Annotated in this window: 23 protein-coding genes; 13 read left to right on the forward strand and 10 right to left on the reverse strand. The window is 65.6% G+C overall.

The annotated features are described in order from the left end of the window. From AC1D34_RS11440 to AC1D34_RS11460, 5 genes are all read right to left on the reverse strand, one after another. A partial coding sequence (locus AC1D34_RS11440) for an efflux RND transporter permease subunit (RefSeq protein WP_476824266.1) occupies positions 1 to 1,444 on the reverse strand: 1,444 nt, incomplete at its 3' end. Then, on the reverse strand, positions 1,441 to 2,649 hold the full coding sequence (locus tag AC1D34_RS11445; RefSeq protein WP_441505851.1) for an efflux RND transporter periplasmic adaptor subunit: 1,209 nt from the start codon (positions 2,647 to 2,649) through the stop codon (positions 1,441 to 1,443). The genes AC1D34_RS11445 and AC1D34_RS11440, both read right to left, overlap by 4 nt. Positions 2,650 to 2,668: 19 nt before the next feature. Beyond that, the gene (locus AC1D34_RS11450) at positions 2,669 to 3,160 is read right to left on the reverse strand and encodes a MarR family winged helix-turn-helix transcriptional regulator (protein WP_441505850.1); all 492 of its coding nucleotides are present in this window, start codon (positions 3,158 to 3,160) and stop codon (positions 2,669 to 2,671) included. A gap of 94 nt (positions 3,161 to 3,254) precedes the next feature. Continuing rightward, a complete protein-coding gene (locus tag AC1D34_RS11455; protein ID WP_441505849.1) occupies positions 3,255 to 3,575 on the reverse strand; it encodes a hypothetical protein in 321 nt (106 codons plus the stop codon). Positions 3,576 to 3,781: 206 nt separating this feature from the next. Beyond that, positions 3,782 to 3,943 (reverse strand): hypothetical protein, encoded by a 162-nt coding sequence (locus AC1D34_RS11460; RefSeq protein WP_441479381.1) that lies wholly within the window; start codon positions 3,941 to 3,943, stop codon positions 3,782 to 3,784. A gap of 488 nt (positions 3,944 to 4,431) precedes the next feature. Here AC1D34_RS11460 and AC1D34_RS11465 point away from each other — a divergent pair, with 488 nt between their 5' ends. The 6 genes from AC1D34_RS11465 to AC1D34_RS11490 all read left to right on the forward strand — a co-directional run bounded on the left by AC1D34_RS11465 (position 4,432) and on the right by AC1D34_RS11490 (position 10,073). Then, positions 4,432 to 5,034 carry a nitroreductase family protein gene (locus AC1D34_RS11465; protein WP_441489856.1) on the forward strand — a complete coding sequence of 201 codons (603 nt, stop codon included), beginning with the start codon at positions 4,432 to 4,434 and terminating at the stop codon, positions 5,032 to 5,034. A gap of 9 nt (positions 5,035 to 5,043) precedes the next feature. After that, positions 5,044 to 5,919 (forward strand): ABC transporter substrate-binding protein, encoded by an 876-nt coding sequence (locus AC1D34_RS11470; protein ID WP_441489857.1) that lies wholly within the window; start codon positions 5,044 to 5,046, stop codon positions 5,917 to 5,919. 29 nt (positions 5,920 to 5,948) lie between these two features. Continuing rightward, positions 5,949 to 7,079 (forward strand): LLM class flavin-dependent oxidoreductase, encoded by a 1,131-nt coding sequence (locus AC1D34_RS11475; protein WP_441489858.1) that lies wholly within the window; start codon positions 5,949 to 5,951, stop codon positions 7,077 to 7,079. A gap of 3 nt (positions 7,080 to 7,082) precedes the next feature. Further along, complete coding sequence (locus AC1D34_RS11480) at positions 7,083 to 7,397, forward strand: NIPSNAP family protein (protein WP_043235378.1); 315 nt, start codon at positions 7,083 to 7,085, stop codon at positions 7,395 to 7,397. A gap of 160 nt (positions 7,398 to 7,557) precedes the next feature. After that, positions 7,558 to 9,087, forward strand: coding sequence for a TRAP transporter large permease (locus tag AC1D34_RS11485; RefSeq protein WP_476824267.1), 1,530 nt, complete (start codon positions 7,558 to 7,560; stop codon positions 9,085 to 9,087). Continuing rightward, positions 9,087 to 10,073, forward strand: coding sequence for a TRAP transporter substrate-binding protein (locus tag AC1D34_RS11490; protein ID WP_441489860.1), 987 nt, complete (start codon positions 9,087 to 9,089; stop codon positions 10,071 to 10,073). Before AC1D34_RS11485 ends, AC1D34_RS11490 begins: the two co-directional genes overlap by 1 nt. 19 nt (positions 10,074 to 10,092) lie before the next feature. On the opposite strand, the gene AC1D34_RS11495 is transcribed toward AC1D34_RS11490, so the two are convergent. Then, positions 10,093 to 10,920, reverse strand: coding sequence for an IclR family transcriptional regulator (locus tag AC1D34_RS11495; RefSeq protein ID WP_441489861.1), 828 nt, complete (start codon positions 10,918 to 10,920; stop codon positions 10,093 to 10,095). A 182-nt stretch (positions 10,921 to 11,102) separates the two neighbouring features. Between AC1D34_RS11495 and AC1D34_RS11500 the strand changes: the two genes are divergently transcribed. The 7 genes from AC1D34_RS11500 to AC1D34_RS11530 are packed head-to-tail and all read left to right on the forward strand — an operon-like array spanning position 11,103 to position 17,758. Then, positions 11,103 to 12,176 carry an ABC transporter ATP-binding protein gene (locus tag AC1D34_RS11500; protein WP_441489862.1) on the forward strand — a complete coding sequence of 358 codons (1,074 nt, stop codon included), beginning with the start codon at positions 11,103 to 11,105 and terminating at the stop codon, positions 12,174 to 12,176. Then, entirely contained in the window at positions 12,173 to 13,030 is an 858-nt protein-coding gene (locus AC1D34_RS11505) for an ABC transporter permease (RefSeq protein WP_069880418.1), read from the forward strand. Before AC1D34_RS11500 ends, AC1D34_RS11505 begins: the two co-directional genes overlap by 4 nt. A 5-nt stretch (positions 13,031 to 13,035) precedes the next feature. Continuing rightward, positions 13,036 to 13,830 (forward strand): ABC transporter permease, encoded by a 795-nt coding sequence (locus AC1D34_RS11510; RefSeq protein ID WP_113519132.1) that lies wholly within the window; start codon positions 13,036 to 13,038, stop codon positions 13,828 to 13,830. A gap of 10 nt (positions 13,831 to 13,840) precedes the next feature. Beyond that, positions 13,841 to 14,131, forward strand: coding sequence for a (2Fe-2S)-binding protein (locus AC1D34_RS11515; RefSeq protein ID WP_441505847.1), 291 nt, complete (start codon positions 13,841 to 13,843; stop codon positions 14,129 to 14,131). Next, positions 14,128 to 15,516, forward strand: a complete 1,389-nt coding sequence (locus tag AC1D34_RS11520) for an FAD/NAD(P)-dependent oxidoreductase (RefSeq protein WP_441505846.1) — start codon at positions 14,128 to 14,130, stop codon at positions 15,514 to 15,516. The genes AC1D34_RS11515 and AC1D34_RS11520 overlap by 4 nt, the downstream gene beginning before the upstream one ends. Next, positions 15,513 to 16,709 (forward strand): NAD(P)/FAD-dependent oxidoreductase, encoded by a 1,197-nt coding sequence (locus AC1D34_RS11525; protein WP_441505845.1) that lies wholly within the window; start codon positions 15,513 to 15,515, stop codon positions 16,707 to 16,709. The genes AC1D34_RS11520 and AC1D34_RS11525 overlap by 4 nt, the downstream gene beginning before the upstream one ends. Next, a complete protein-coding gene (locus tag AC1D34_RS11530) occupies positions 16,706 to 17,758 on the forward strand; it encodes a polyamine ABC transporter substrate-binding protein (RefSeq protein ID WP_069880423.1) in 1,053 nt (350 codons plus the stop codon). The genes AC1D34_RS11525 and AC1D34_RS11530 overlap by 4 nt, the downstream gene beginning before the upstream one ends. A 70-nt stretch (positions 17,759 to 17,828) precedes the next feature. Here AC1D34_RS11530 and AC1D34_RS11535 read toward each other — a convergent pair whose 3' ends face one another. The 4 genes from AC1D34_RS11535 to modA all read right to left on the reverse strand — a co-directional run bounded on the left by AC1D34_RS11535 (position 17,829) and on the right by modA (position 20,931). Continuing rightward, positions 17,829 to 18,206: a winged helix-turn-helix domain-containing protein gene (locus tag AC1D34_RS11535; protein ID WP_441489866.1), complete on the reverse strand. Its 378-nt coding sequence runs from the start codon at positions 18,204 to 18,206 to the stop codon at positions 17,829 to 17,831. A gap of 135 nt (positions 18,207 to 18,341) precedes the next feature. After that, on the reverse strand, positions 18,342 to 19,436 hold the full coding sequence (modC, locus tag AC1D34_RS11540) for a molybdenum ABC transporter ATP-binding protein (protein ID WP_441489867.1): 1,095 nt from the start codon (positions 19,434 to 19,436) through the stop codon (positions 18,342 to 18,344). Next, entirely contained in the window at positions 19,433 to 20,131 is a 699-nt protein-coding gene (modB, locus tag AC1D34_RS11545; protein WP_441489868.1) for a molybdate ABC transporter permease subunit, read from the reverse strand. Before modB ends, modC begins: the two co-directional genes overlap by 4 nt. After that, positions 20,128 to 20,931, reverse strand: coding sequence for a molybdate ABC transporter substrate-binding protein (gene modA / locus AC1D34_RS11550; RefSeq protein ID WP_441489869.1), 804 nt, complete (start codon positions 20,929 to 20,931; stop codon positions 20,128 to 20,130). Before modA ends, modB begins: the two co-directional genes overlap by 4 nt. Positions 20,932 to 20,939: the final 8 nt, after the last annotated feature.

Consider the following 20,939-nt stretch of genomic DNA (forward strand, 5'->3'; position numbering starts at 1 on the left):
GTGTCAGGGACACGAAGGCCGAGGCGAGGATCGCGACGGTGACGACCACCGCGAACTCGTTGAAGATCCGGCCAATGACACCACCCATCAACAGCACGGGGATGAAGACCGCGACAAGCGAGAGCGAGATCGAGATGATGGTGAAGCCGATTTCGCGCGAGCCCTTGAGAGCTGCGTCAAAGGCTGAGAGCCCATCCTCTTCCATGTGCCGCACGATGTTCTCGAGCATGACGATGGCGTCGTCGACGACGAGGCCGACCGAGAGCGTCAGGCCAAGCAGCGAGATGTTGTCGATGGAGAAGCCGAGCACATACATCGCCGCGAGCGTTGATATGATCGAGATCGGCACGGCAACTGCCGGGATCAGGGTCGCGGTGAGCCTTCTCAGGAAGACGAAGATCACCATGATGACCAGAACGATGGTCAGCCCCAGCGTGAACTGAACATCCTCGACCGCGGCGCGGATCGAGGTCGAGCGGTCATTGAGCTGCGCCAGTTGCGCTGCCGCCGGCAACTGCTCGCGGAACGCCGGCAGCATGGCCTTGACCCTGTCGACGACGTCGACGGTGTTGGCATCGGGCTGGCGCTGCACTGCGAGCACGACGGCCGGCATGCCGTCATAGGTGCTGGCTGTCTGCGTATTCTCGACCGAGTCGATCACCTTCGCGACATCGCCGAGGCGCACGGGCTTGCCGTTGCGCGTGGCGATGATGACATCGGCGAACTGGGCTGCATTTGCGAGCTGTGTGCTGGCCTGGATCGTCAGCTGCTGCCGGTCGTTCTGCACCGTGCCGACCGGAGAATTGTCGTTGGCGGAGGTGATCGCATTCTGCAAGGTGTCGACGCCGATGCCGCGAGCCGCCAGCGCGGTCGGGTCGATGCGGATGCGCACCGCATATTTCTGGCTGCCGAAGATCAGGACCTGCGCAACGCCGTCGACAGTCGACAGGGCAGGCGAGATCACCTGCTGTGCGAAAGCATCGAGTTGCGAGAGCGGGATGATATCGCTCTTCAGCGCGAGCAGGATGATCGGCGCGTCGGCCGGGTTCACCTTGCGATAGCTCGGCGGCGCGGTCATCTCGATCGGCAGCTGCTTCTGGGCGCGCGCAATCGCGGCCTGCACATCGGCGGCGGCGGCATCGATGTTGCGATTGAGTACGAACTGGATGGCAATCGAGGTTGCGCCCTGGGAATTTGTCGTCGCAATGCTGTCGATGCCGGCGATCGTGGCGAACTGTTTGATCAAGGGCGTCGCGACCGAGGTCGCCATGGTGTCGGGAGAGGCGCCGGGCAGTTGCGCCGAGACGTTCACCACCGGGAATTCGGCGCGGGGCAGGGCCGCGACCGGCAGGAAGCGATAGGCGAAGAGCCCTGCGAGGACCAGCGAGACCGACATCAGGATGGTCGCCACGGGGTGGCGGATGCAGAAGCCAGAGATGCTCATGACCGACCTCCGTCGGCGATGGTCTCCTTGCCTGCCGCGGGCTTGGTATCCGCTCCGGGGGGAGCGCGCTCGCGGACGCGGGTTCCGGGCTTGAGCCGCATCTGGCCGTCGACGACCACGCGCTCGCCTGCCGCAACACCGTCCGTGATCACCGTCCTGTCGCCATCGACGAGGGCGATGCTGACCTGCCTCAGCTCGGTCGTGTCGTCCGGCTTGATGACATAGACATAGGAGCCCTTCTGCCCCACCTGCACGGCGACCGTCGGAATGATCGTGGCATTGTCGAGCCTGTCGGCCTCGACTGCGACATCGACATACTGGCCTGGCCAGAGCGAGAGGTCGGCATTGGCGAAAGCAGCCTTGGCCGCGATGGTGCCGGAAGCGATGTCCACACTGGAATCGACGAAGGTGAGGGTTCCTTCTGCCGGCGGGCGCGGCGAGTCGGCGGGTTTCGCGGTGACCTTGAGAACCTTGCCGGCCGTGAGCGCCGCTTGCAGCATGGGTACCTCGCGTTCGGGCAAGGTGAAGGCGACGCGGATCGGCTTGACCTGCGTGATCGTGACGAGGCCCGGGCCCGCGCTGTTGGCGCTGACGAGATTGCCCGGCGTGACCAGCACGGCGCCCGCTCGTCCATCGATCGGTGAGGTGATCTTGCTATAGCTCAGCTTGAGCATGTCTGACTCAAGCGCTGCCTTGTCCGCCAGGATCGTCGCGGCTGCCGTCTTCTCATCGGCAATACCCTGGTCCACGGATTGCTGCGTGCCGGCGTTCTTCGCCAGCAATTGCTGGAAGCGGGCAAGGTCGGCCTGGGCACGGTCATGGGTCGCCTGGTCGCGGGCGAGAGCAGCCTGATCCCTGGCAATCTGAGTGCGCAGATCGCGGTCGTCGAGTGTGAAGAGCAGGTCGCCGGCCCTAACGAATTGCCCGTCCTTGACGTGCTGCTCCATGATCTGGCTGTCGAGCCGCGATTTGACGGTGACGATCGCAGGGGATTCGACGAAGCCGATAGCCCGCTTATGTACGGGGACGTCGTCCGTTGTCGCCTTGGCGGTCACGACCGAAACGGGTGCTTCGCTGCGCGTCGTGGTGGCGCGGGAGCCGCCGTCCTTGCCCTGGTTTGCGCTTGGGAGCTTCAGCCACAGGCCGGCGCCGACGGCGCCCACGGCGAGAATGGCGATCACCCAGAGTGATTTTGAGCCTTTCATCGAGCCTACTCCGCGCAACTCAAAGGGCGCTGCCAGCAGGCACGCGACGCGCGGCTGGCTTCGTCTCGGCGCGCTCCGGGGCTCCGTGCCTCAGCCTGTCCCGGACAGATGCGAGTGTCGCGAGGGTCGTCGAGAGAGAAGGTTCGTCGATACTGTCGAGTACCTCGCCGGCGATCTCTGCGCGCAGCGCATCGAGATCGTCAACGAGCTTTCGACCCGCAGAGGTCAGGTGCAGGAGCCGTGCGCGTCGGTCCTGGGGATCAAGGCGGCGCTCGACGAGTTCCTGGCCTTCCAGCCGGTCAAGCAGGCGCGTCAACGAGATCGGTTGCAGCTCGAGCATCTCGGCGAGCGTGGCCTGATTGAGACCTTCCGCGCGGCGCAGACGAGCCAGCACGCTCCATTGCGCGCGGGTCGTGCCATTTTCCCGTGCGCGCTGGTCGACATAGCTGCGCAGTTGTCGGGAGGTCTCGAGAAGCTGGAAAACGAGTTCGCGCTTGAGTGGGCGCCGCATGCTCAGGCCTCCATATCATAAGCTAGCTCATGGTATGGAGGCGATTGCGGCATTTCGGCGTTGCGGTGGTGGAGATTTGAAGTCGAAGCCGATGTCAGGATGCAGGGTGAGGAGGCTGCGGCACCCGGGCCGGCTTCGACTGCCCGACATGACACGCCAGTTCCGAGAAGGAGAGCGGGGAGTCCCCGGTATTCCTCAAGGCGGCGCTCAGAAAGCGCACGGGGAATGTGACGGCGTCGGCATTGCTCTCCCGGAGTTGGCCCATGCGTCTGTGGTCGGAGCGGAGGCTCGTTTCCGCACGGTCCAGCGCCCACTCGACCTCGGCTTCCTCGACAAGTCCCTTGCGAACCAGCAGGCGCGTGAGTTCGGCTACGGCGACAAGCAGGCCTTCTAGCTGCAGGTTGGCTGTATTCATCGCGAACTCCCATCTGGACCGTGGGCTGCGAGGCCGGCGGCGGCCGCCACCTCAAGTCTGGTCAAAACCCGCCTATGCCTGGTGGCAAGGCTCGGACAGCGCAGACGATCCTACGCTCAACTCTGGCCGGGGCGAAGCAGCAAGCAGGATGCAGCGCGAGCCTTCGTAACGAAGGGCGCCTTTCACACCAAAGAGCAGACAAGAATTCAGCTCGAGGCTTCGATGCCTGCGATGGTGATCAGCCCAGCCAAGGCTAGCCCTGACCAGACAAACTCAGCGAAAAATCCGTGGGTGGGAATACTCCCGGTGAGGACCGAAACGATGCCTCCGCAAAGGACGACTGCCGAGGCGAACACCACGCCATTCATGACCGCAACCTCCCGCATTTCGCCGCAAACGCCGCAGCGACGCAAAGGTTCCGCCTGCTGTCGGAATTTTTCTCGCGGCGGCCGGAGAAGAACCCGGGCGGAGCGTCAGAGGAAGGAAGGGCAAGTTCACGTTCGTTCGGCATGACGGATTCTTGTGCGGTGATCGTGCGGCAGATTTGGGTTTTTGGGCTGCATTCCCCAACGGCAAACGGCAATGGAGAATTGGTTGCTCGTATCTAGAGGCTGTTCGTAGAATCTTCCAAATCGATCGTTCGTTTAAACAGACAATTCTATTGACCGGGGCCGGTCCAAGCTCGATGCTTTCTGCACGATATCAGGCGGTCTTCGTAAGCGGCGAAGGCTCGCTCGGCCAGTCGTGAGAGCGTTATCGCGGACGTTCCCTGCCCGAACGTTCGCAATTCTGCGGCGAACCTGCCTCAGTGCTTTGGTGTCATACTTCTCAATACTGCCTCACGGACATCCGGATCATGCCGACGACTGCCAATGACCGCGCCGCTGACCATGCGATCGATCCACTCTTTCTCGAACGCTGGTCGCCTCGTGCATTCAGTGACGATGAGATCAGCGAAGCCGAGTTGCTCTCTCTGTTCGAAGCCGCGCGCTGGGCGCCATCCTCGTACAATTCCCAGCCCTGGCGTTTCATCTATGCCCGGCGTGCCTCCGCCCATTGGCATCGGCTGCTAGGCCTGCTGAATGCGTTCAATGCGTCATGGGCCAAGGACTCGGCGGCACTCGTCGTGATCGTCTCGAAGTCGACGCTTGCCGTTCCGGGCAAGGTCGAGGAAATCGCCTCCCACACTCATTCCTTCGATGCCGGTGCGGCCTGGGCCCATCTCGCATTGCAGGCGACCCGCTCGGGTTGGCAGGCGCATGGCATGGCGGGGCTCGATCTTGAGCGGGCTGCGGTGGAGTTGAATGTTCCCGGCGGCTATCGGGTCGAGGCGGCCGTCGCCATCGGCAAGGTGGGCGACAAGGCGCAATTGCCCGAGGCACTGCAGGCCCGCGAGGTTCCGAGCCAGCGCAATCCGCTTTCGGCCAGTGTCTTCGAAGGCGCCTTCCCGGCTGGCTGAGGGGACGAGATGAGCGGTCTTCATTCGCCTGGCCGCCTTCGCGTCGGGGTCCATGCCAACAACCTGCATCTGCGCCTTGCGCGGCTGCTCGCGGAGAGGGAGGGCGATCAGCGCTGGGCGTTCGTCGACTATGCCGATGGCCGCGCGACCGGAGAACTGCTCGCCGGCGGCGAGATCGAACTCGGCGGCACCGGCTCGACGCCCCCGCTGACCGCGCAGGATCTGGGGCTCGAGGTGGTCTATCTCGCGGCCTCTCAACCGCGCCCGGCCAATGGTGCCATCCTGAGGCGGAAGGACGAGGCTGAGGTCGCATTGGCAGGCCTCAAAGGCTGCCGGATCGCCCTCGTCGAGGGCTCGTTCCATACCTATCTGCTGGCGCATCTCGCCGAACGGGCTGGCCTGGGCCTTGCGGATTTCAACCGCATCGATCTTTCGCCAGTGGCTTCGGCAAGGGCTCTGCGGCAGGGCGAGGTCGCGGCCTGGATCGCGATGGATCCTCACCTGCCTGTGGAGCTGGATCGAGGCGGGCTTGTCGCCATGGCGGATACGCGAGGCGTCATCCCAAATCGCTCTCTGTTCTGGACGCATCGTCCGGTCCTCGATCGGCGGCCGAACCAGATCGCCGCCTTCCACAAGCACATCGCGCGCATCGCGAGCTTCGTTGAGGACCATGCAGAAGCGGCTGCTCGCCAGCTCTCGGCATCGGGGGATGTCGATGAAGCGCAATGGCTCGCCGTTCTGCGCTCGCGCGATTGGCGCATCTCTGCGATCGACGCCGCCGTTCTGGCCGAACAGGAGCAGGAGGCCGCCTGCCTCGTCCGCCATGGCATTCTTCGGCGAGCGCTCGGCCTCTCCCGGTTCGAAGACGCCGCCGCTTCGGCTTAAGCATCACTGCAAATCATGAGACAAAGCCTATGAATGTGCTCTGGTATCTGACCGCCCCTGACGGCCGCTATCCCTGGAAGAAGGACGGCGCCCGCAAGATGGATCATGCCTATCTGCAGCAATTGGCGCGGGCCTATGATCATCTCGGCTTCACTGGCGCGCTGCTGGCGACCGGTGCGCATGACGTCTGGGTTCTCGGCGCATCGCTGCTGCCCTTCACCGAGCGAATGCGCTTCCTGACGGCGATCCACCCCGGGCTGATCCCGCCGGTGCTGCTGGCCAAGATGGCCGCGACCTTCCAGGAATTCTCCAAGGGGCGGTTGCTGCTCAACATCGTCTCGGGCGACGCCAAGATGCTCGGCGCCTATGGCATGCTGCTGCCCCATGACGAGCGCTACGTGATGGCCGACGAATATCTCACTGTGTTCCGGCGCATCCTCGCCGGCGAAACGGTGACCTTCAAGGGACGCCATGTCGAGACGATCGAGGCCAAGCTCGCTCTCTCGGGTGCTGATCCGATCGTGCAGCCCGATCTCTGGTTCGGGGGCTCTTCCGAGGCTGCGATCGAGGTCGCTGCCAAGCATGTCGATACCTATCTGTCCTGGGGCGAAACCCCGGACGAGATGGCTGCAAAGGTCGGGCATGTGCGGGCGCGCGCCGCGGCCCATGGCCGCGAGTTGAACTATGGCATCCGGCTCTATGTGGTCGTCCGCGAGACCGACGAGGAGGCCTGGGCGGCGGCTCAGGATCTCCATGATCAGATGGACGACGCCGCCATCGCGGCCAATGCCCGTTTCGTGGCCGGCACGGATTCAGTCGGGCAACAGAAGATGACGGCACTGCATGGCGGGTTGAAGCCCAAATTCGCGCGTGACCTCGAGATTGCGCCAGGACTTTGGGCTGGGTTGGGGCTCGTGCGTCCCGGGCCCGGCACTGCAATCGTCGGCTCGCCCGAGACCGTGATCCGGACGTTGCGCGCCTATCAGGCGGCGGGCATCGAGACCTTCATTCTGTCCGGCATGCCGCTGCTCGAGGAAGCCTACCGCTTCGCCGAACTGGTCTTGCCGCATCTCGACGTGGCAAGAACTCCCCGGGCGGGCTCGGCCTTCACCTGGTCCAACCTGTTCGACCGCGACCTCTCAGCGAAAGCCGCAGGCTAAGTCATGATCCTCGACGAACGCACCTATGCCATCAAGCCCGCCCATGTGCGCGATTATCTCGACCTCTATGTCCGCGAAGGCATGGAACTGCAGGTCTCGCATCTCGGCCATCTGATCGGCTGGTTCACCACCGATACCGGCGTGGTCAACGAGGTCGTGCATATGTGGCGCTTCGAGGATGCCGGCGACCGCGAACGTCGGCGTGCCGCAATGGAAGCCGACCCTGCCTGGCAGGCCTTTCGCGCCAAGGCTGCGCCCTATGTTCTCGAGATGCGAAGCCGTATCCTGCGGCCGACCGCCTTTTCGCCCCTGCGCTAAGCTCCTGGCGAACGCGTGATGACAACCTTGGCTGATGTGAGGGCGGAAACGCCCGGGCTTTTGCGTCGCCCTGCCGCGCGCGCGCTGTCGCGCCTCGTCTCGGTCCTCGAGATTGCGGGCGCGGCGTTGCTCGCGATCCTGTTCAGCGTGGTCATTGCCCGTGCATGGCTCACTCGTGCTCGCGCTTGGCGGCGCCGGGGTCGCGGCGCAGGTCGGCGGCGTCTCGACCGTGCTGGGCTTGCCGGAGTCGCTGCGCTTCGGCGTCTTCGCGATCGGGGGCGGACTGACGCTGCTGGTCGTTCTGGCTCGCGCTGCTTTGGACCGCTCCTGGCTCTCGGCAGCGCTTTCGCTTGCGGTCGGGACCGGCTCCTACCTGCTGGCGCAGCAGGTCACCGGGCTCTTCGTCGAGCCACCGAGCCTCATCGCCGCCGGATTTGCCGGGCTTGGCCTGATCCTGGGCGCGCCTCTGCCATTCGCGCTGCTGGCCGGCGTCTCGCTGACAGGGGCCTTTGGCGGGCTGCTTCCCGAGCCAGCGATCGTGCAGAACACGGTCTCCGGGATCAGCAAGTTCCTGCTGCTCGCGGTGCCCTTTTTCCTGTTAGCGGGCGAGTTGCTGACCGAAGGCGGCCTTGCGGAACGGCTCGTGCGCTTTGCCGGCGCGCTCGTCGGGCACCTGCGGGCGGGCCTCGCCCAGACGGCGCTCGTCGCGAGCGTCCTGTTCTCAGGGGCGTCGGGTTCTTCGGTGGCGAATGCCGCCTTCGGGGCCAAGGTGATGGCGCCGACGCTGATCGCCCGTGGTTATCCGCCGGCGCAGGCTGGCGCGATCGTCGCCGGCGTCTCGATGCTGGACAATATCATCCCGCCCTCGATCGCGTTCCTGCTGCTGGCGACTGCGACAAACCTTTCGGTCGGCTCGCTTCTGGTTGGCGGTTTTATCGCTGGTGGGGTGTTGGCGCTGGCTCTCGCCATCGGCATTCATCTCAGCGTGCGCAATGTCGTCGACGCTGCGCCGAAGGCGACCGGTGTCGAGCGCGTGCGAAGCTTTGTCGGGGCGCTGCCCGCGATCGGACTCGGGATCGTCGTGGTGGTCGGCATCCGCTTCGGCGTGGTGACCGTGACGGAAGCGTCTGCGCTCGCGGTGGCCTATTCGTTGGTGACCTGCCTCGCGCTACGGAGCTTGAATGGTCGCACCGTCTTCGCCGCCTTGCGGAAATCGGCGACGGAGGCAGCGGCCGTCGGCCTGCTCATCGGAGCCTCCGCGCCGTTTGCCTTCATGCTCGCGGTCGACCGGGTCTCGGACCAGATGGCAGCCCTGGTGACCGCTCTCGGCGCCGGTCCCTATGCGGTGATCCTGCTCGCCAATCTCGTGCTGCTGGCGGCGGGGCTCTTCCTCGATATCGGCGCTGCGATCCTGCTGCTCGGTCCGCTGCTGTTGCCGGTCGCCGTCGCGGCCGGACTGGACCCGATCCAGTTCGGCGTCATCCTCGTCGTCAACCTGATGATCCACGGGCTGACGCCGCCGCTCGGCATCCTCGTCTATGTCGTCAGCGGCATCTTGCGCATTCCCGCGGGCTCGGTCTTCCGCGCTGTGCTGCCCTTGCTCGGCTCGCTGCTCGTGGCGCTCGCCGTTCTCTCGCTCGGTGCAGCCGTCTGGCCGTCGCTCCCGCTTTCCATCAAGGAGTTCTTCTGATGTCGTTGACCCGCCGCCAAGTCGCCGCAGGCCTGCTTGCCGCGCCCGCGCTCCTCTCGGCTCGTGCGGTCCATGCCGCTGGCCGGCCGGTGACCGTCGCCTCGCTCTTCGGCGAGGACAAGCCAGAGACGAAGATCTGGCGCAGGATCGCGGAGACGCTGAACAGGACCGCGCCCGGCCGCTTCGATCTGCGCATCGTCGGCAACGCGGCACTCGGCGGCGAGAAGGAGGTCGCGGAAGGGATCAGGCTCGGTTCGGTCCAGGCCTCGCTTTCGACGATCTCGGCGCTCTCCTCCTGGGTGCCGGACGGCCAGATCCTCGATCTGCCCTTCCTGTTCCGCGATCGTGGCCATCTCAAGCGCGTGCTTGATGGTGCGCTTGGCGCCGAACTCAAGGCGAAATACGAGGCGCAGGGTTTTGTCGTGCTCGGCTTCATCAATTACGGCGCGCGCCACCTGTTGGCGAAGGAGCCGTTGACGACGCCTGAATCGGTCAAGGGCAAGCGCATCCGCGTAATCCAGAGCCCGCTTCATACCGAGCTCTGGTCGGGACTCGGCGCCTATCCGACGCCGATTCCGATCCCCGAAACCTATAACGCGCTGAAAACCGGCGTCGTCGATGCCATGGACCTCACCAAATCGGCCTATGTCGGCTTCAAGCTGCACGAGGTCGTGCCCTATCTGATCGAGACCGGGCATATCTGGGCGAGCGGCGTCGTCTATGTCTCGGCGTCCTTCTGGAAGGGGCTTACGGCGGAGGATCGCAAGGCGCTGTCCGAGGCGGCAGCCGAAGGCACGTCCTATTTCGATGACCTCATCCTTGCCGACGAGGAGGCATCGATGGCCAAGGCGCAATCCGAGGGGGGCAAGCTCGTCCAACCGGAGGATCGTCCAGGCTGGGAGGCCGGTGCCCGCAAGGTCTGGATCTCATTCGCCCCGAAGCTCGGCGGCATCGAGAAGATCGAAGCGATCGCCAAGGTGGAGTGATCGCGCCCGCCTCGCTTTCTCAGGGATACTGGCGGGCCGTGCTGCTGAGGCTGCGTGAGGGATAGCGCAGCGAAACATCGAACGGATTGAGGCTCGCGCCGAGCGTCGCGGCCTCCCGCTGGAGAATCCGCGCGACATTCGGGCCCCGCTCGTCGCTGAGGCGCTCCGCCAGAGTGCCGATGCTGAGCGCCGCGACGGCGCGGCCTTCTGCATCGAAGACCGGCACGCCGAGGCCGGCCATGCCCGGGATCAGCCCGGTATTGAGGCTGACCCAGCCCAGCTCGCGTGCCTCGGCCAGCGCGATGCGCAGGCCGGCCTCGTCCAGAAAGCCGCGATCGAGCAGACGCGGGATATTGAAGCGGATCACGGCCTCGCGTTCGTCCTCGGGAAGATGCGCGAGAATGGCGAGGCTGCCCTGTCCAATGCCGAGCGGCACCTTGCCGCCGATATCGCCCGTGAAGGACCGGATCGGGAAGGGGCCTTCGACCCGATCGAGGCAGACAGCATCGTAGCCGTTGCGGACCAGCAGGAAGATGGTGTCGTGCAGCGTCGCCGAGAGGCGCAGCAGTACCGGCCGTGCAAGATCGCGCAATCCGCTGGCCTGGCCGGCGCGGGCCGCCAGCACGAAGAAGTCCAGGGCCAGCCGGTAACGCTTCCCACCGGTGACCTGCTCGGCGAAACCTTCCGCGATCAGGTCCTGCAAGGCGCGATGCGCCGTCGGCTGGCTGCAGCCTGCCGCCTCGGAGAGGTCCTTCAGGCGTATACCGGCCGGATCCGCTGCCGCGAGGATGCGCAGGAGACCGAGCGCGCGACGCAGGCTCGATGTCGCTTCGGCTGAATCGTTCATTCGGTTGTCCGAATTTGCATTTCGATGTCCTTTAGAAAATTCCATATGTCGAAATTAAGTCAAATGAAATTCTCTTCTATGAAATTATAAATTGACGAATTCGTGCCCCTGCCGCCTCCTTGCGCCGTTGCAGATCGGCGCCCCGTTCGATGCTCCCGGGGTGTCTACCAGGCGAGGTGGAGATGGGCTTCCTGACGCTGGCGTCGCTGAGCAAGGTCTATGGCGATCACGCCGCGGTGCGCGATGTCGACCTCAGCGTCGCCAAGGGCGAGTTCGTTTCGCTGCTCGGTCCGTCCGGCTGCGGCAAGACCACGACGCTTCAGATGATCGCCGGCCTCGTCGAACCGACAGGCGGAAAGATCGCTCTCGACGGGCGCGACATCACCCGTGAGAAGCCGAACACGCGCGGTCTCGGCATCGTCTTCCAGAGCTATGCACTGTTTCCGCACATGACCGTGGCGCAGAACGTCGCCTTCGGCCTGGAGATGCGCAAGGTCGCCCGCGCCGAGCGCGACGAGCGCGTCAAGACGATGCTCGGGCTGGTGCATCTGGCCCAGCTTGCCGACCGATATCCGCGCCAGCTTTCGGGCGGCCAGCGCCAGCGCGTCGCGATCGCGCGTGCACTGGTGATCGTGCCCCCGGTGCTGCTGCTCGACGAGCCGCTTTCCAATCTCGACGCCAAGCTGCGCGAGGAAATGCAGTTCGAACTGCGCCGGATCCAGCAGAGCGTCGGCACGACGACGATCATGGTCACGCATGACCAGGCGGAAGCCTTGTCGATCAGCGATCGGGTGGTCGTGATGGAGCAGGGTCGCATGACCCAGATCGATGCGCCCTACCGGCTCTATGAGCGCCCGGCTACGGCTTTCATCTCCTCCTTCGTCGGCAAGATGAACCGGCTGGACGGCATCTGGCGAGGGCACGGCCCCGCCGGAACACCGCAGATCAACGGCGTGTCCCTGCCTTGCGAGCAGGCGAGCTTCCCGGACGGCCAGACGGTCGCGCTCTCGCTGCGTCCTGAAAAGATCCTGCTGCGGTCGCAGGGCCAGGGCCGGCTCGACGGTACCATCGTCAATCGCTTCTTCCTCGGTAGCTACTGGCTCTTCACCGTCGAGACGCCGGTTGGAGCGCTCTCTGTCTCGGTTCCCAACCATGGCGAAGAGCCGGCAGGCGAGGGCGATGCCGTTGCACTGGACTGGACGCCTGCGAGCCTGCGGGTCGAGGCCGTTACCGCTACGACCGGAGCCGCGGCATGAGTCGGGCCCGCTCGGCGCTGACGCCCTGGCTGCTGGTCTCGCCCGGCGCCCTGCTGTTCCTGGCTCTGGTCATCGTCCCGCTGGTGCTGACGGTGATTTTGTCATTCCACGTCTATGACCACGGCACGGGCATCAAGAACGAATTCACGTTCGCCCACTACCTCGCGGTGGTCACGGACGATTATTATCTCGGTATCTTCTTGCGGACGCTGCGCGTGGCTGCTCTGACGACACTGCTCTGCGCGCTGATCGGTGTGCCCGAGGCCTATATCCTGGCGCGGATGCGCGATCCCTGGCGCTCCGTCTTCCTGCTGGTGATCATCGGGCCGCTGCTCGTCTCGGTGGTGGTGCGTGCCTTTGGCTGGAGCATGCTGCTTGGCTCGACCGGACTGGTGAACCAGGCACTCCAGGCGCTTGGGCTTGGCACCGTGAAGCTGCTCTACACCGAGACGGCGATCGTGATCGCGCTTGTCCACGTCATGCTGCCCTTCATGGTCATCCCGGTCTGGACTTCGCTGCAGAAGCTCGATCCTTCCGTCGAGGCTGCCGCCTGGACGCTTGGCGCCTCGCGTTTCACCGCGCTGCGCCGGGTGGTGATGCCGCAGGTCAGCATGGGCATGCTATCTGGCAGCCTGATCGTCTTCGGGCTCTCGGCCAGCGCCTTCGCGATCCCCGGCCTGCTTGGTGGCCGCCGGCTCAAGATGGCGGCGACGCTCGTCTATGACGAGTTCATGCATGAGCTGAACTGGCCGCTCGGCGCCACGATCGCGATCATCGTGCTCGTCGCGAACCTCATCATCATGCTGGCCTATAACCGCATGGTCGAAGCCCGCGCCCGCCGGACCCTGGGATAAGCGCCATGCAGAAAAATGGTCCGATCGCGCTCGCCTTCCACACGCTCGTCGTCGCCTTCGTGCTGGCGCCGCTGCTGGTCATCTGCCTCGTCGCTTTCACGCCCGAGAACACGCTCTCGATCCCGACCACCAGCTTCTCGCTGCGCTGGTTCCGCGAGATCTTCGTGCACCCGGATTTCGTCGCCTCCTTCGTCAACAGCCTGTGGCTCGCGACACTGTCGGCAACGATCGCGATCGCACTCGCCGTGCCGGCCGGGCTCGCCATCGACCGCTACGACTTTCCCGGCCGTGATGGGCTGAACGCGCTCTTCCTGTCGCCGCTGATCATCCCGCATCTCGTCCTGGGCGTGGCCTTCCTGCGGCTCTTCGCCCTGATCGGCGCGACCGGAAGCTTCACCTGGCTGGTGGTCAGCCATGTCATCATCGTCACGCCCTATGTGCTGCGGCTGGTCCTTGCGGCGCTCTCGGGCATGGATCGCAGTGCCGAGCAGGCGGCGATGACGCTCGGCGCCTCGCACTGGACGGTATTCCGCCGCGTCACCGCGCCGATGATCCTGCCGGGCATCACCGGCGGCTGGCTGCTCGCCTTCATCAACAGCTTCGACGAGCTGACGATGTCGATCTTCGTCACCTCGCCGGCGACCGTGACCTTGCCGGTCCGTATGTACATGTACGCGACCGAATCCATCGACCCGATGATGGCGGCGGTCTCGGCGCTGATGATCGCGCTGACGGCCGGCGCGATGCTGGTGCTCGACCGCGCGTTCGGGCTCGACAAGATCCTCGTCGGACAGAAGTGAGCGCGGACCGATGCCATTGCTTCACCGCATCGCACGCAAAAGCCACCCGGTCATCGCCTTCATTCTCGACGGCGAGCCTTGCGAGGGGCGGGCCGGAGACACCGTGCTGACCGCCATCCTCAATCGCAGCGAGGTGCTGCGGGTGAGCGAGTTCTCGGCTTCGCCGCGCGCCGGCTTCTGCCAGATGGGCGCCTGCCAGGATTGCTGGGTCCGTCTCGAAGGCGGGGCACGCCTGCGCGCCTGCACCACGGCGCTCGCCGCCGGCATGCGGATCGTGACAGCCAAGGGGAGGGTGGCGTGACGGCGCGTGCGCAACCGCTGATCGTTGGCGCCGGGCCCGCCGGCGTCCGGGCCGCCGAGGCACTGGTCAAGGCTGGCCTGCGACCGCTCGTCGTCGACGAGGCGCCCGCCTGCGGCGGTCAGATCTATCGCCAGAGGCTGGTTGCCGACGAACGCAGCAGCGCGGCGCTCTATGGCTCCGAAGCGTCGAAGGCCGAGCGGCTGCACAGCGATTTCGCCGCCCTTGCCGGACGGCTCGACTACTGGCCGCAGGCGCTGCTCTGGAACCTGCGGGACGGCCAGGCCGATATCGCAGTGGCAGGAACCAACCGGCAGATCGCCTATGATGGGTTGATCCTGGCAACCGGGGCGACCGATCGCATCCTGCCGATTCCGGGCTGGACCCTGCCGGGCGTCTTCACCCTCGGTGGTGCCCAGATCGCACTGAAGGCGCAAGGCTGCGCCATTGGCTCGCGCGTCGTCTTCCTCGGCTCCGGGCCGCTGCTCTATCTCGTCGCCTGGCAGTATCTGAAGGCTGGCGTCGACGTCGCCGCGGTGCTGGATACCGCTCCCTTCAACGCGAAGCTCAACCTGCTGCGCGGCCTTGCGCTCGAACCTGCGGTCATCTTGCGCGGCATGCGGATGACGGCCGAACTCAGGCTGCGCGGCGTCGCGCTGCATTATGGCGTGGAGGATGTCCGCGTCGAAGGGGACAGGCGCGTCGAGGCGATCCTGTGGCGCCAGGGCACGCGCTCGCGGAGGCTCTCCTGCGATGGCATCGGCTACGGCCTGGCGCTGCGCTCGGAAACCCAGCTCGCCGATCTCGCCGGTTGCCGCTTCGGGTTCGACGAGCGTGACCGTGCCTGGCTCCCTGAACGCGATGCGGCCGGTCGTGGCAGCGTGCCAGGCGTCTATCTCGCGGGTGACGGGGCTGCCATTGCGGGTGCCGATGCGGCGGAACTCGCGGGCGAGCGCGCCGGGCTAGCCCTGCTCGAGGATCGCGGCTTGCCGCATGACCCGGAGCGCGCCGAGGCCATTGGGCGCGCGCTTTCCCGCATCGGCCGCTTCCGCAATGTCCTCGAAGCCGCGTTCCCGTTCCCGGCGCATTGGGCGAAGGACATTGCCGACGAGACCCCCGTCTGCCGCTGCGAAGAGATCAGCGCTGGCGAGGTTCGCCGCGCGGTCGGTCATTTCGAGATCAGCGAGCTCAATCGGCTGAAGGCCGTCAGCCGGATCGGCATGGGCCGTTGCCAGGGGCGGATCTGCGGCAGCGTGGCGGCCGAGCTTCTCGCCGGAGAGACGGGCCGGGGAATCGACGCTGTCGGCCGGCTGCGGAGCCAGGCGCCGGTCAAGCCGATCCCCCTCGCGTTGACGATGGCCGAGACCGGTGCGGAGGCCGCGGAATGAGCCGGCGTCTTGATGTCGATGTCGCCATCATTGGCGGCGGCCTGGTCGGCAGTTCGGCGGCTCTTGCGCTGCGCGGCATGGGCATGTCGGTGGCGCTGCTCGACAAGGGCTTTTGTGGCGCGCAGGCGAGCGGCGTAAACTATGGCGGTGTGCGTCGCCAGGGACGGCCGCTCGAGCAGTTGCCGCTGTCTCAGCGCGCGCATGCCATCTGGCCGCGGCTGCAGGCGTTGATCGGCATCGATGGCGAGTTCCTGCGCTCCGGCCACCTCAAGCTCGCGCGCGACGAGGCCGACATGGCTGCACTTGAAGCCTATGCCGAGACAGTTGCCGGACAGGGGCTCGGCCTCGAGCTGATTGGCCATAACGGCCTGCGCGAGCGCTTCGGCTGGGTCGGCGGCGACGTGTTCGGCGCCTCCTTCTGCGCCGGCGACGGCCATGCCAATCCGCGACTGGTCTCGACCGGCTTTGCCAGCGCAGCGCGCCGTGTCGGTGTCCATGTGCTGGAGAACACGCCGGTGAAGGGCGTAACGCGCAACGGTGCGGGCTTCGCGCTGGAAGCGGGCGATGATCTCTCGCTGAGCGCGCGTTTCGTCATCAACAGCGCGGGCGCCTGGGCTGACAGCTTCGCTGCGGCATTTGGCGAGCCTGTGCCGCTTGCGCGCATCTATCCCTCGATGGTGGTGACCGAGCCGCTCGAGGCGATCATGACCGCCAATATCGGCATGGAGGGCGGCGGCATCTATGCCCGGCAGGTCGAGCGCGGCAATTGCGTCGTCGGCGGCGAACGCGCCTTGCCCCTGGACGATCCCGATTTCTCGCGCCCACGCGGCGAGGGCGCGCTTGCCATCATGAACCGCGCGGCCGAACTCTTCCCGGGCCTGCGCCACGCCCATGCCATCCGCTTCTGGAGCGGCACCGAGGGAGCGATACCCGATCGCAACCCGGTGATCGGGCCGAGCCTGACGACACCCGGCCTGATCCACGCCTTCGGCTTCACCGGGGCCGGCTTTCAGATCGCTCCCGGCGTCGGCGAGGTCCTCGCCGAACTTGTCCGCGACGGGCGCAGCACGACGCCCATCGACGCGTTCACGATCGGACGCTTCGCGCCCGTTCCGATTTCGACCCGCACAGACCGAGGCTCGGGTGCGGGAGAAGCATCAGAGCCACCACACACAAGGGAGACACGTTCATGATCAACCGCCGTACCGCTCTGGCGAGCACTGTCGCCGCATTTGCCGTCGTCGCCTCCGGCGCCGCCATGGCGCAGTCCAAGACGCTCTATGTCGGCATGAATGGCGGCAATTTCGAGCGCACCTTCACGCAGGCTGTCTTCCCCGAGTTCGAGAAGGCCAATGACGTCAAGATCGTCGTCGTGCCGGGCACTTCCTCGGACATCCTGGCCAAGGCGACTGCGGCCAAGGACAAGCCGCAGATGCATGTGATGTTCCTCGATGACGGCGTCATGGTGCGCGCGATCGGCGCCGGCCTCTGCGAAAAGCTGAAGCCCGGTCCGGAGCTGGCCGAGCTTGCTCAGGGCACCCGGATGAAGGACGACATGGCAGTCGGTATCGACCTCGGCATGACCGGGCTCGCCTATAACAAGAAGATGTTCGACGAGAAGGGCTGGGCTGCGCCGACTTCGTGGATGGATCTCGCCGACCCGAAGTTCAAGGGCAAGGTCGTGTTCCAGTCGGCCTCGGCGTCGTCCTTCGGTCTGCACGCCTTCCTGATGTTCAACCGTATCCAGGGCGGCAACGAGACCAATGTCGAGCCGGGCTTCAGCAAGTTCCGCGACCTGATCGGCAAGAACGTGCTCGAGTTCATCCCGAGCTCGGCCAAGATCTCGGAAATGGTCCAGACCGGCGAAGCAGCGATCTTCCCGCTGACGCCGACGGCGGTCGCGACCTTGAAGGAAAAGGGCATTGCGGCGGAATATGCCCAGCCGAAGGAAGGGTCCGTCGTGCTGATGGTGGCGCAATGCGTCATCGCCAATAACTCGGAGCCGGAGCTGGCACAGAAGCTGGCGGCCTATCTGCTTTCGGCCGATGCGCAGAGCAAGGCGCTGGCTGCCGGCAATGTCGTGCCTTCCAACACCAAGGCAAAGGCCACGACGCCGGAGGCCGAGGAGAAGCTCAAGGCCTTCCACGCCAACATGAAGACCGCAGTGACGCTGGACTGGGATGCGATCAACGCCAAGCGCCCGGAATGGAACAGCCGCTGGAACAAGATGATCGAACGCTGAGCCTGAGGCCCGGCTTCCACGGCGCGCGGTCGGTTCGACCGTGCGCCGTTCTCGTTTCAGGACTTGCCGATCAGGACTTGCCGCCCCGCTCGTCGACGAGCCCGCGCAGGGCTTCGATATGAAGATTGCCCGCCTTCAGTGCCTTGCTCTCGACAGCGCGGTAATGCGCCACGACCTCGCGTCCGAGCGGCGTCAGATGCGCTCCACCGCCCTTGCTGCCGCCGGGCTGGGCTTCCACAAGCGGTTGCCGGAACATCCTGTTGAGTTCGTCGACCAATAGCCAGGCTCGCCTGTAGGACATGGTCATCGCCCGTCCCGCTGCAGAAATCGAGCCCGTCTGCTCGACAGCTTCGAGCAACTCGACCTTGCCCGGGCCGAGTCGGCCGCCGGGCGAGAAGTCGAGCCTGAGGCTGAGTTCGACGGCGGGGGGCGGCGGCGTTTCGGGCATTCAGGCGTCCTTGTTGCGCAACCAGTCTAGCCGGCTTCGGTCAGGCCCGCATCGTCGTTTCCCGCCGCATAGCCATATATGCCGAACTACAGCGCAATGGCACCGCCAGTCTCCATTGCATGCGGCAGGACATCGTCAGGGCGCATCGACCGAGACGCTTTTGATGACCGCATAGATCGGGCTGCCCGGTTTCAGCCCAAGCTGAGACACCGATTTCGTGGTCAGCCGGGCAACGAGCATGGCGCCATTGCAATCGATGCGCAGGTCGACGGCGGCTCCCTCCGTTCCGCGCCCCATGCCGACCTCGGCAATGGTACCCGGCAGCACATTGAGTGCACTGATGCCTTCCAGCGGGTTGAGGCTGAGGAGAACGTCGCTGGCGAGGATGCGGACGCGCAGCCGCGCTCCCGCGCGCAGACCGGGACGCGCGACAAAGAGCCGGCCTGCCTGGGTCGACAGCGTCGCCAGGTGATGGACAGGGTCAAGACCCGTGACTTCGGCGTCGAGGACGGCGCTCGCTTCCGGCGCCCCGGGCAGCATCGCGACATCGAGCCGCGACATCACCTCGGCCGTCGGGCCCGACGCCTTGACCGCGCCCTGGTCGACGATGACCAGATTCGTCGCAAGGCGTGCGACCTCGGCCGCCGAATGCGAGACATAGACGATCGGCAGGCCCATCTCGTCGCGCAATCGCTCGATATAGGGCAGAATCTCGGCCTTGCGTGCTTCGTCAAGCGAAGCGAGCGGCTCGTCCATCAAGAGCAGGCGCGGCCTTGCCAGCAGGGCTCGGCCGATCGCCACGCGCTGCTTCTCGCCGCCGGAGAGCCCCGCGGGGCGGCGCTCCAGCAAATGGCCGATGCCGAGCAGTTCGAGTACGCTTGCAATCTCGGTGCCGTCATGGCCGTGGTGCCGGGCGAACCAGCGTCCGAAGAGCAGGTTCTGGCGGACGGTGAGATGCGGGAACAGCCGCGCTTCCTGGAAGACATAGCCGATCCGGCGGCGATGTTTGGGGACGAAGATGCCGCGGTCGGTATCGACCAGGGTTTCGCCGGCGACGACGATCCGGCCACGTGTCGGGCGGATCAGGCCGCCGATGACATTGACCAGCGAGGTCTTGCCCGAGCCGGAGCGCCCGAAGAGAGCCGTCAGACCGCCATCCGCAGTGAAGCGGGCGTCGAGCAGGAAGTTCCCGAGCCGATGCTCAACCGCGACATCGAGAGCCGGTGTCATTCGATCGCGATCCGGCGCCCGACAAACCGCGCCATCGCCTCGGAGGCAAACAGTGCGATGACGGATATGGCAATCGAGATCAGCGTCAGCCGCATGGCTCCGGCCTCGCCTCCCGGCACCTGGGTGAAGGTGTAGATCGCCGAGGGCAGAGTCTGGGTCTCGCCGGGGATGTTCGAGACGAAGGTGATGGTTGCGCCGAACTCGCCCATCGCCTTGGCGAAGCTCAGGATCATGCCAACGACGATGCCGGGCAGGCACAGCGGCAGGGTCACGGCGAGGAAGACCCAGAGCGGACTGGCGCCAAGGGTGCCGGCGGCATCCTCCAACTTGCGATCGACGGCCTCGATCGAGAGCCGGATCGCCCGCACCATAAGCGGAAAGCCCATCACCCCGGCGGCAAGCGCGGCACCGGTCCAGCGGAAGGACAGGACGATGCCGAACCAGTCATAGAGGAACTGCCCGATCGGGCCGCGCCGTCCGAAGCCGATCAGCAGCAGGTAGCCGGTCACGACAGGCGGCATGATCAGCGGCAGATGCACGAGGGCGTCCAGGAGCGACTTGCCCCAGAAACGGCCTCGCGCCAGCAGGAACGCGATCGCGATGCCGATCGGCAGGCTCGCGATCGTGGCCGTCGTTGCGACAAGCAGGCTGAGCCTGACCGCCGTCCACTCCTCAGGGGACAGCCAGTCGCTCACGAAGAGCTGGCAGCCTTGTTCAGCACCGTGAAGCCCTGCTTCTCGAAGGCGCCCTTTGCCGCGGGACCGCGCAGATAGGTCAGGAAGGCCTGGGCGTCAGCATTGGCCGAGTCCTTGGTCACCGCGACCGGATAGATGATCGGCGGGTGCGAGTCCTCGGGGAAAGTGGCGACAACCTTGACCTGCGGGTCCGCGGCGGCATCGGTGGTGTAGACGATGCCGAGCGGCGCCTCGCCGCGCGAGACCAGCAGCAGGGCGGCACGAACGTTGTCGGCCTGTGCCACCTTGTCCTTGATCTTGTCCCAGCCGCCGAGCTTCTCGAGCGCAGCCTTGCCGTATTTGCCGGCGGGCACGGAATCGACATTGCCCATGGCGAGCCGGCCGGAGCCGAGCACGGTGGCCAGATCGACGCCTGGCTTCAGTTCGACCTTGGCAGCCGAATCCTTGGCGGCGATGAGCGCGATCCGGTTGGCCAGCAGACTGACGCGGGTGTCAGACTTGATCAGGTTCTTCGAGGCCGCGTAATCCATCCAGTCGAGATCCGCCGACATGAAGATATCGGCTGGTGCGCCCTGTTCGATCTGCTTGGCCAGCGCGTTGCTCGCCGCGTAGGAGATCTTTGGCGCCGGCTTGCCGCTTTCCTTGACCCAGCTGGCCGCGGCCTCGTCGAGCGCATTCTTGAGGCTCGCAGCCGCGAAAATGACGAGCTCCTTGCTCTGTGCCTGGGCCTTGCCAGAGACAGTGGCCATTCCGAAAAGGAAGGCTGCGGCAAGGCCGAGTACGTGGCGGCGGGTTGTCATGGTCGCGT

Source organism: Allobosea sp. P1_A7 (assembly GCF_056406775.1).

Coding starts and splice junctions, on each gene's coding strand:
- AC1D34_RS11445 (WP_441505851.1), bottom strand. CDS start 2,649: ATGAAAGGCTCAAAATCACTCTGGGTGATCGCCATTCTCGCCGTGGGC.
- AC1D34_RS11450 (WP_441505850.1), bottom strand. CDS start 3,160: ATGCGGCGCCCACTCAAGCGCGAACTCGTTTTCCAGCTTCTCGAGACC.
- AC1D34_RS11455 (WP_441505849.1), bottom strand. CDS start 3,575: ATGAATACAGCCAACCTGCAGCTAGAAGGCCTGCTTGTCGCCGTAGCC.
- AC1D34_RS11460 (WP_441479381.1), bottom strand. CDS start 3,943: ATGAATGGCGTGGTGTTCGCCTCGGCAGTCGTCCTTTGCGGAGGCATC.
- AC1D34_RS11465 (WP_441489856.1), top strand. CDS start 4,432: ATGCCGACGACTGCCAATGACCGCGCCGCTGACCATGCGATCGATCCA.
- AC1D34_RS11470 (WP_441489857.1), top strand. CDS start 5,044: ATGAGCGGTCTTCATTCGCCTGGCCGCCTTCGCGTCGGGGTCCATGCC.
- AC1D34_RS11475 (WP_441489858.1), top strand. CDS start 5,949: ATGAATGTGCTCTGGTATCTGACCGCCCCTGACGGCCGCTATCCCTGG.
- AC1D34_RS11480 (WP_043235378.1), top strand. CDS start 7,083: ATGATCCTCGACGAACGCACCTATGCCATCAAGCCCGCCCATGTGCGC.
- AC1D34_RS11490 (WP_441489860.1), top strand. CDS start 9,087: ATGTCGTTGACCCGCCGCCAAGTCGCCGCAGGCCTGCTTGCCGCGCCC.
- AC1D34_RS11495 (WP_441489861.1), bottom strand. CDS start 10,920: ATGAACGATTCAGCCGAAGCGACATCGAGCCTGCGTCGCGCGCTCGGT.
- AC1D34_RS11500 (WP_441489862.1), top strand. CDS start 11,103: ATGGGCTTCCTGACGCTGGCGTCGCTGAGCAAGGTCTATGGCGATCAC.
- AC1D34_RS11505 (WP_069880418.1), top strand. CDS start 12,173: ATGAGTCGGGCCCGCTCGGCGCTGACGCCCTGGCTGCTGGTCTCGCCC.
- AC1D34_RS11510 (WP_113519132.1), top strand. CDS start 13,036: ATGCAGAAAAATGGTCCGATCGCGCTCGCCTTCCACACGCTCGTCGTC.
- AC1D34_RS11515 (WP_441505847.1), top strand. CDS start 13,841: ATGCCATTGCTTCACCGCATCGCACGCAAAAGCCACCCGGTCATCGCC.
- AC1D34_RS11525 (WP_441505845.1), top strand. CDS start 15,513: ATGAGCCGGCGTCTTGATGTCGATGTCGCCATCATTGGCGGCGGCCTG.
- AC1D34_RS11530 (WP_069880423.1), top strand. CDS start 16,706: ATGATCAACCGCCGTACCGCTCTGGCGAGCACTGTCGCCGCATTTGCC.
- AC1D34_RS11535 (WP_441489866.1), bottom strand. CDS start 18,206: ATGCCCGAAACGCCGCCGCCCCCCGCCGTCGAACTCAGCCTCAGGCTC.
- modC (WP_441489867.1), bottom strand. CDS start 19,436: ATGACACCGGCTCTCGATGTCGCGGTTGAGCATCGGCTCGGGAACTTC.
- modA (WP_441489869.1), bottom strand. CDS start 20,931: ATGACAACCCGCCGCCACGTACTCGGCCTTGCCGCAGCCTTCCTTTTC.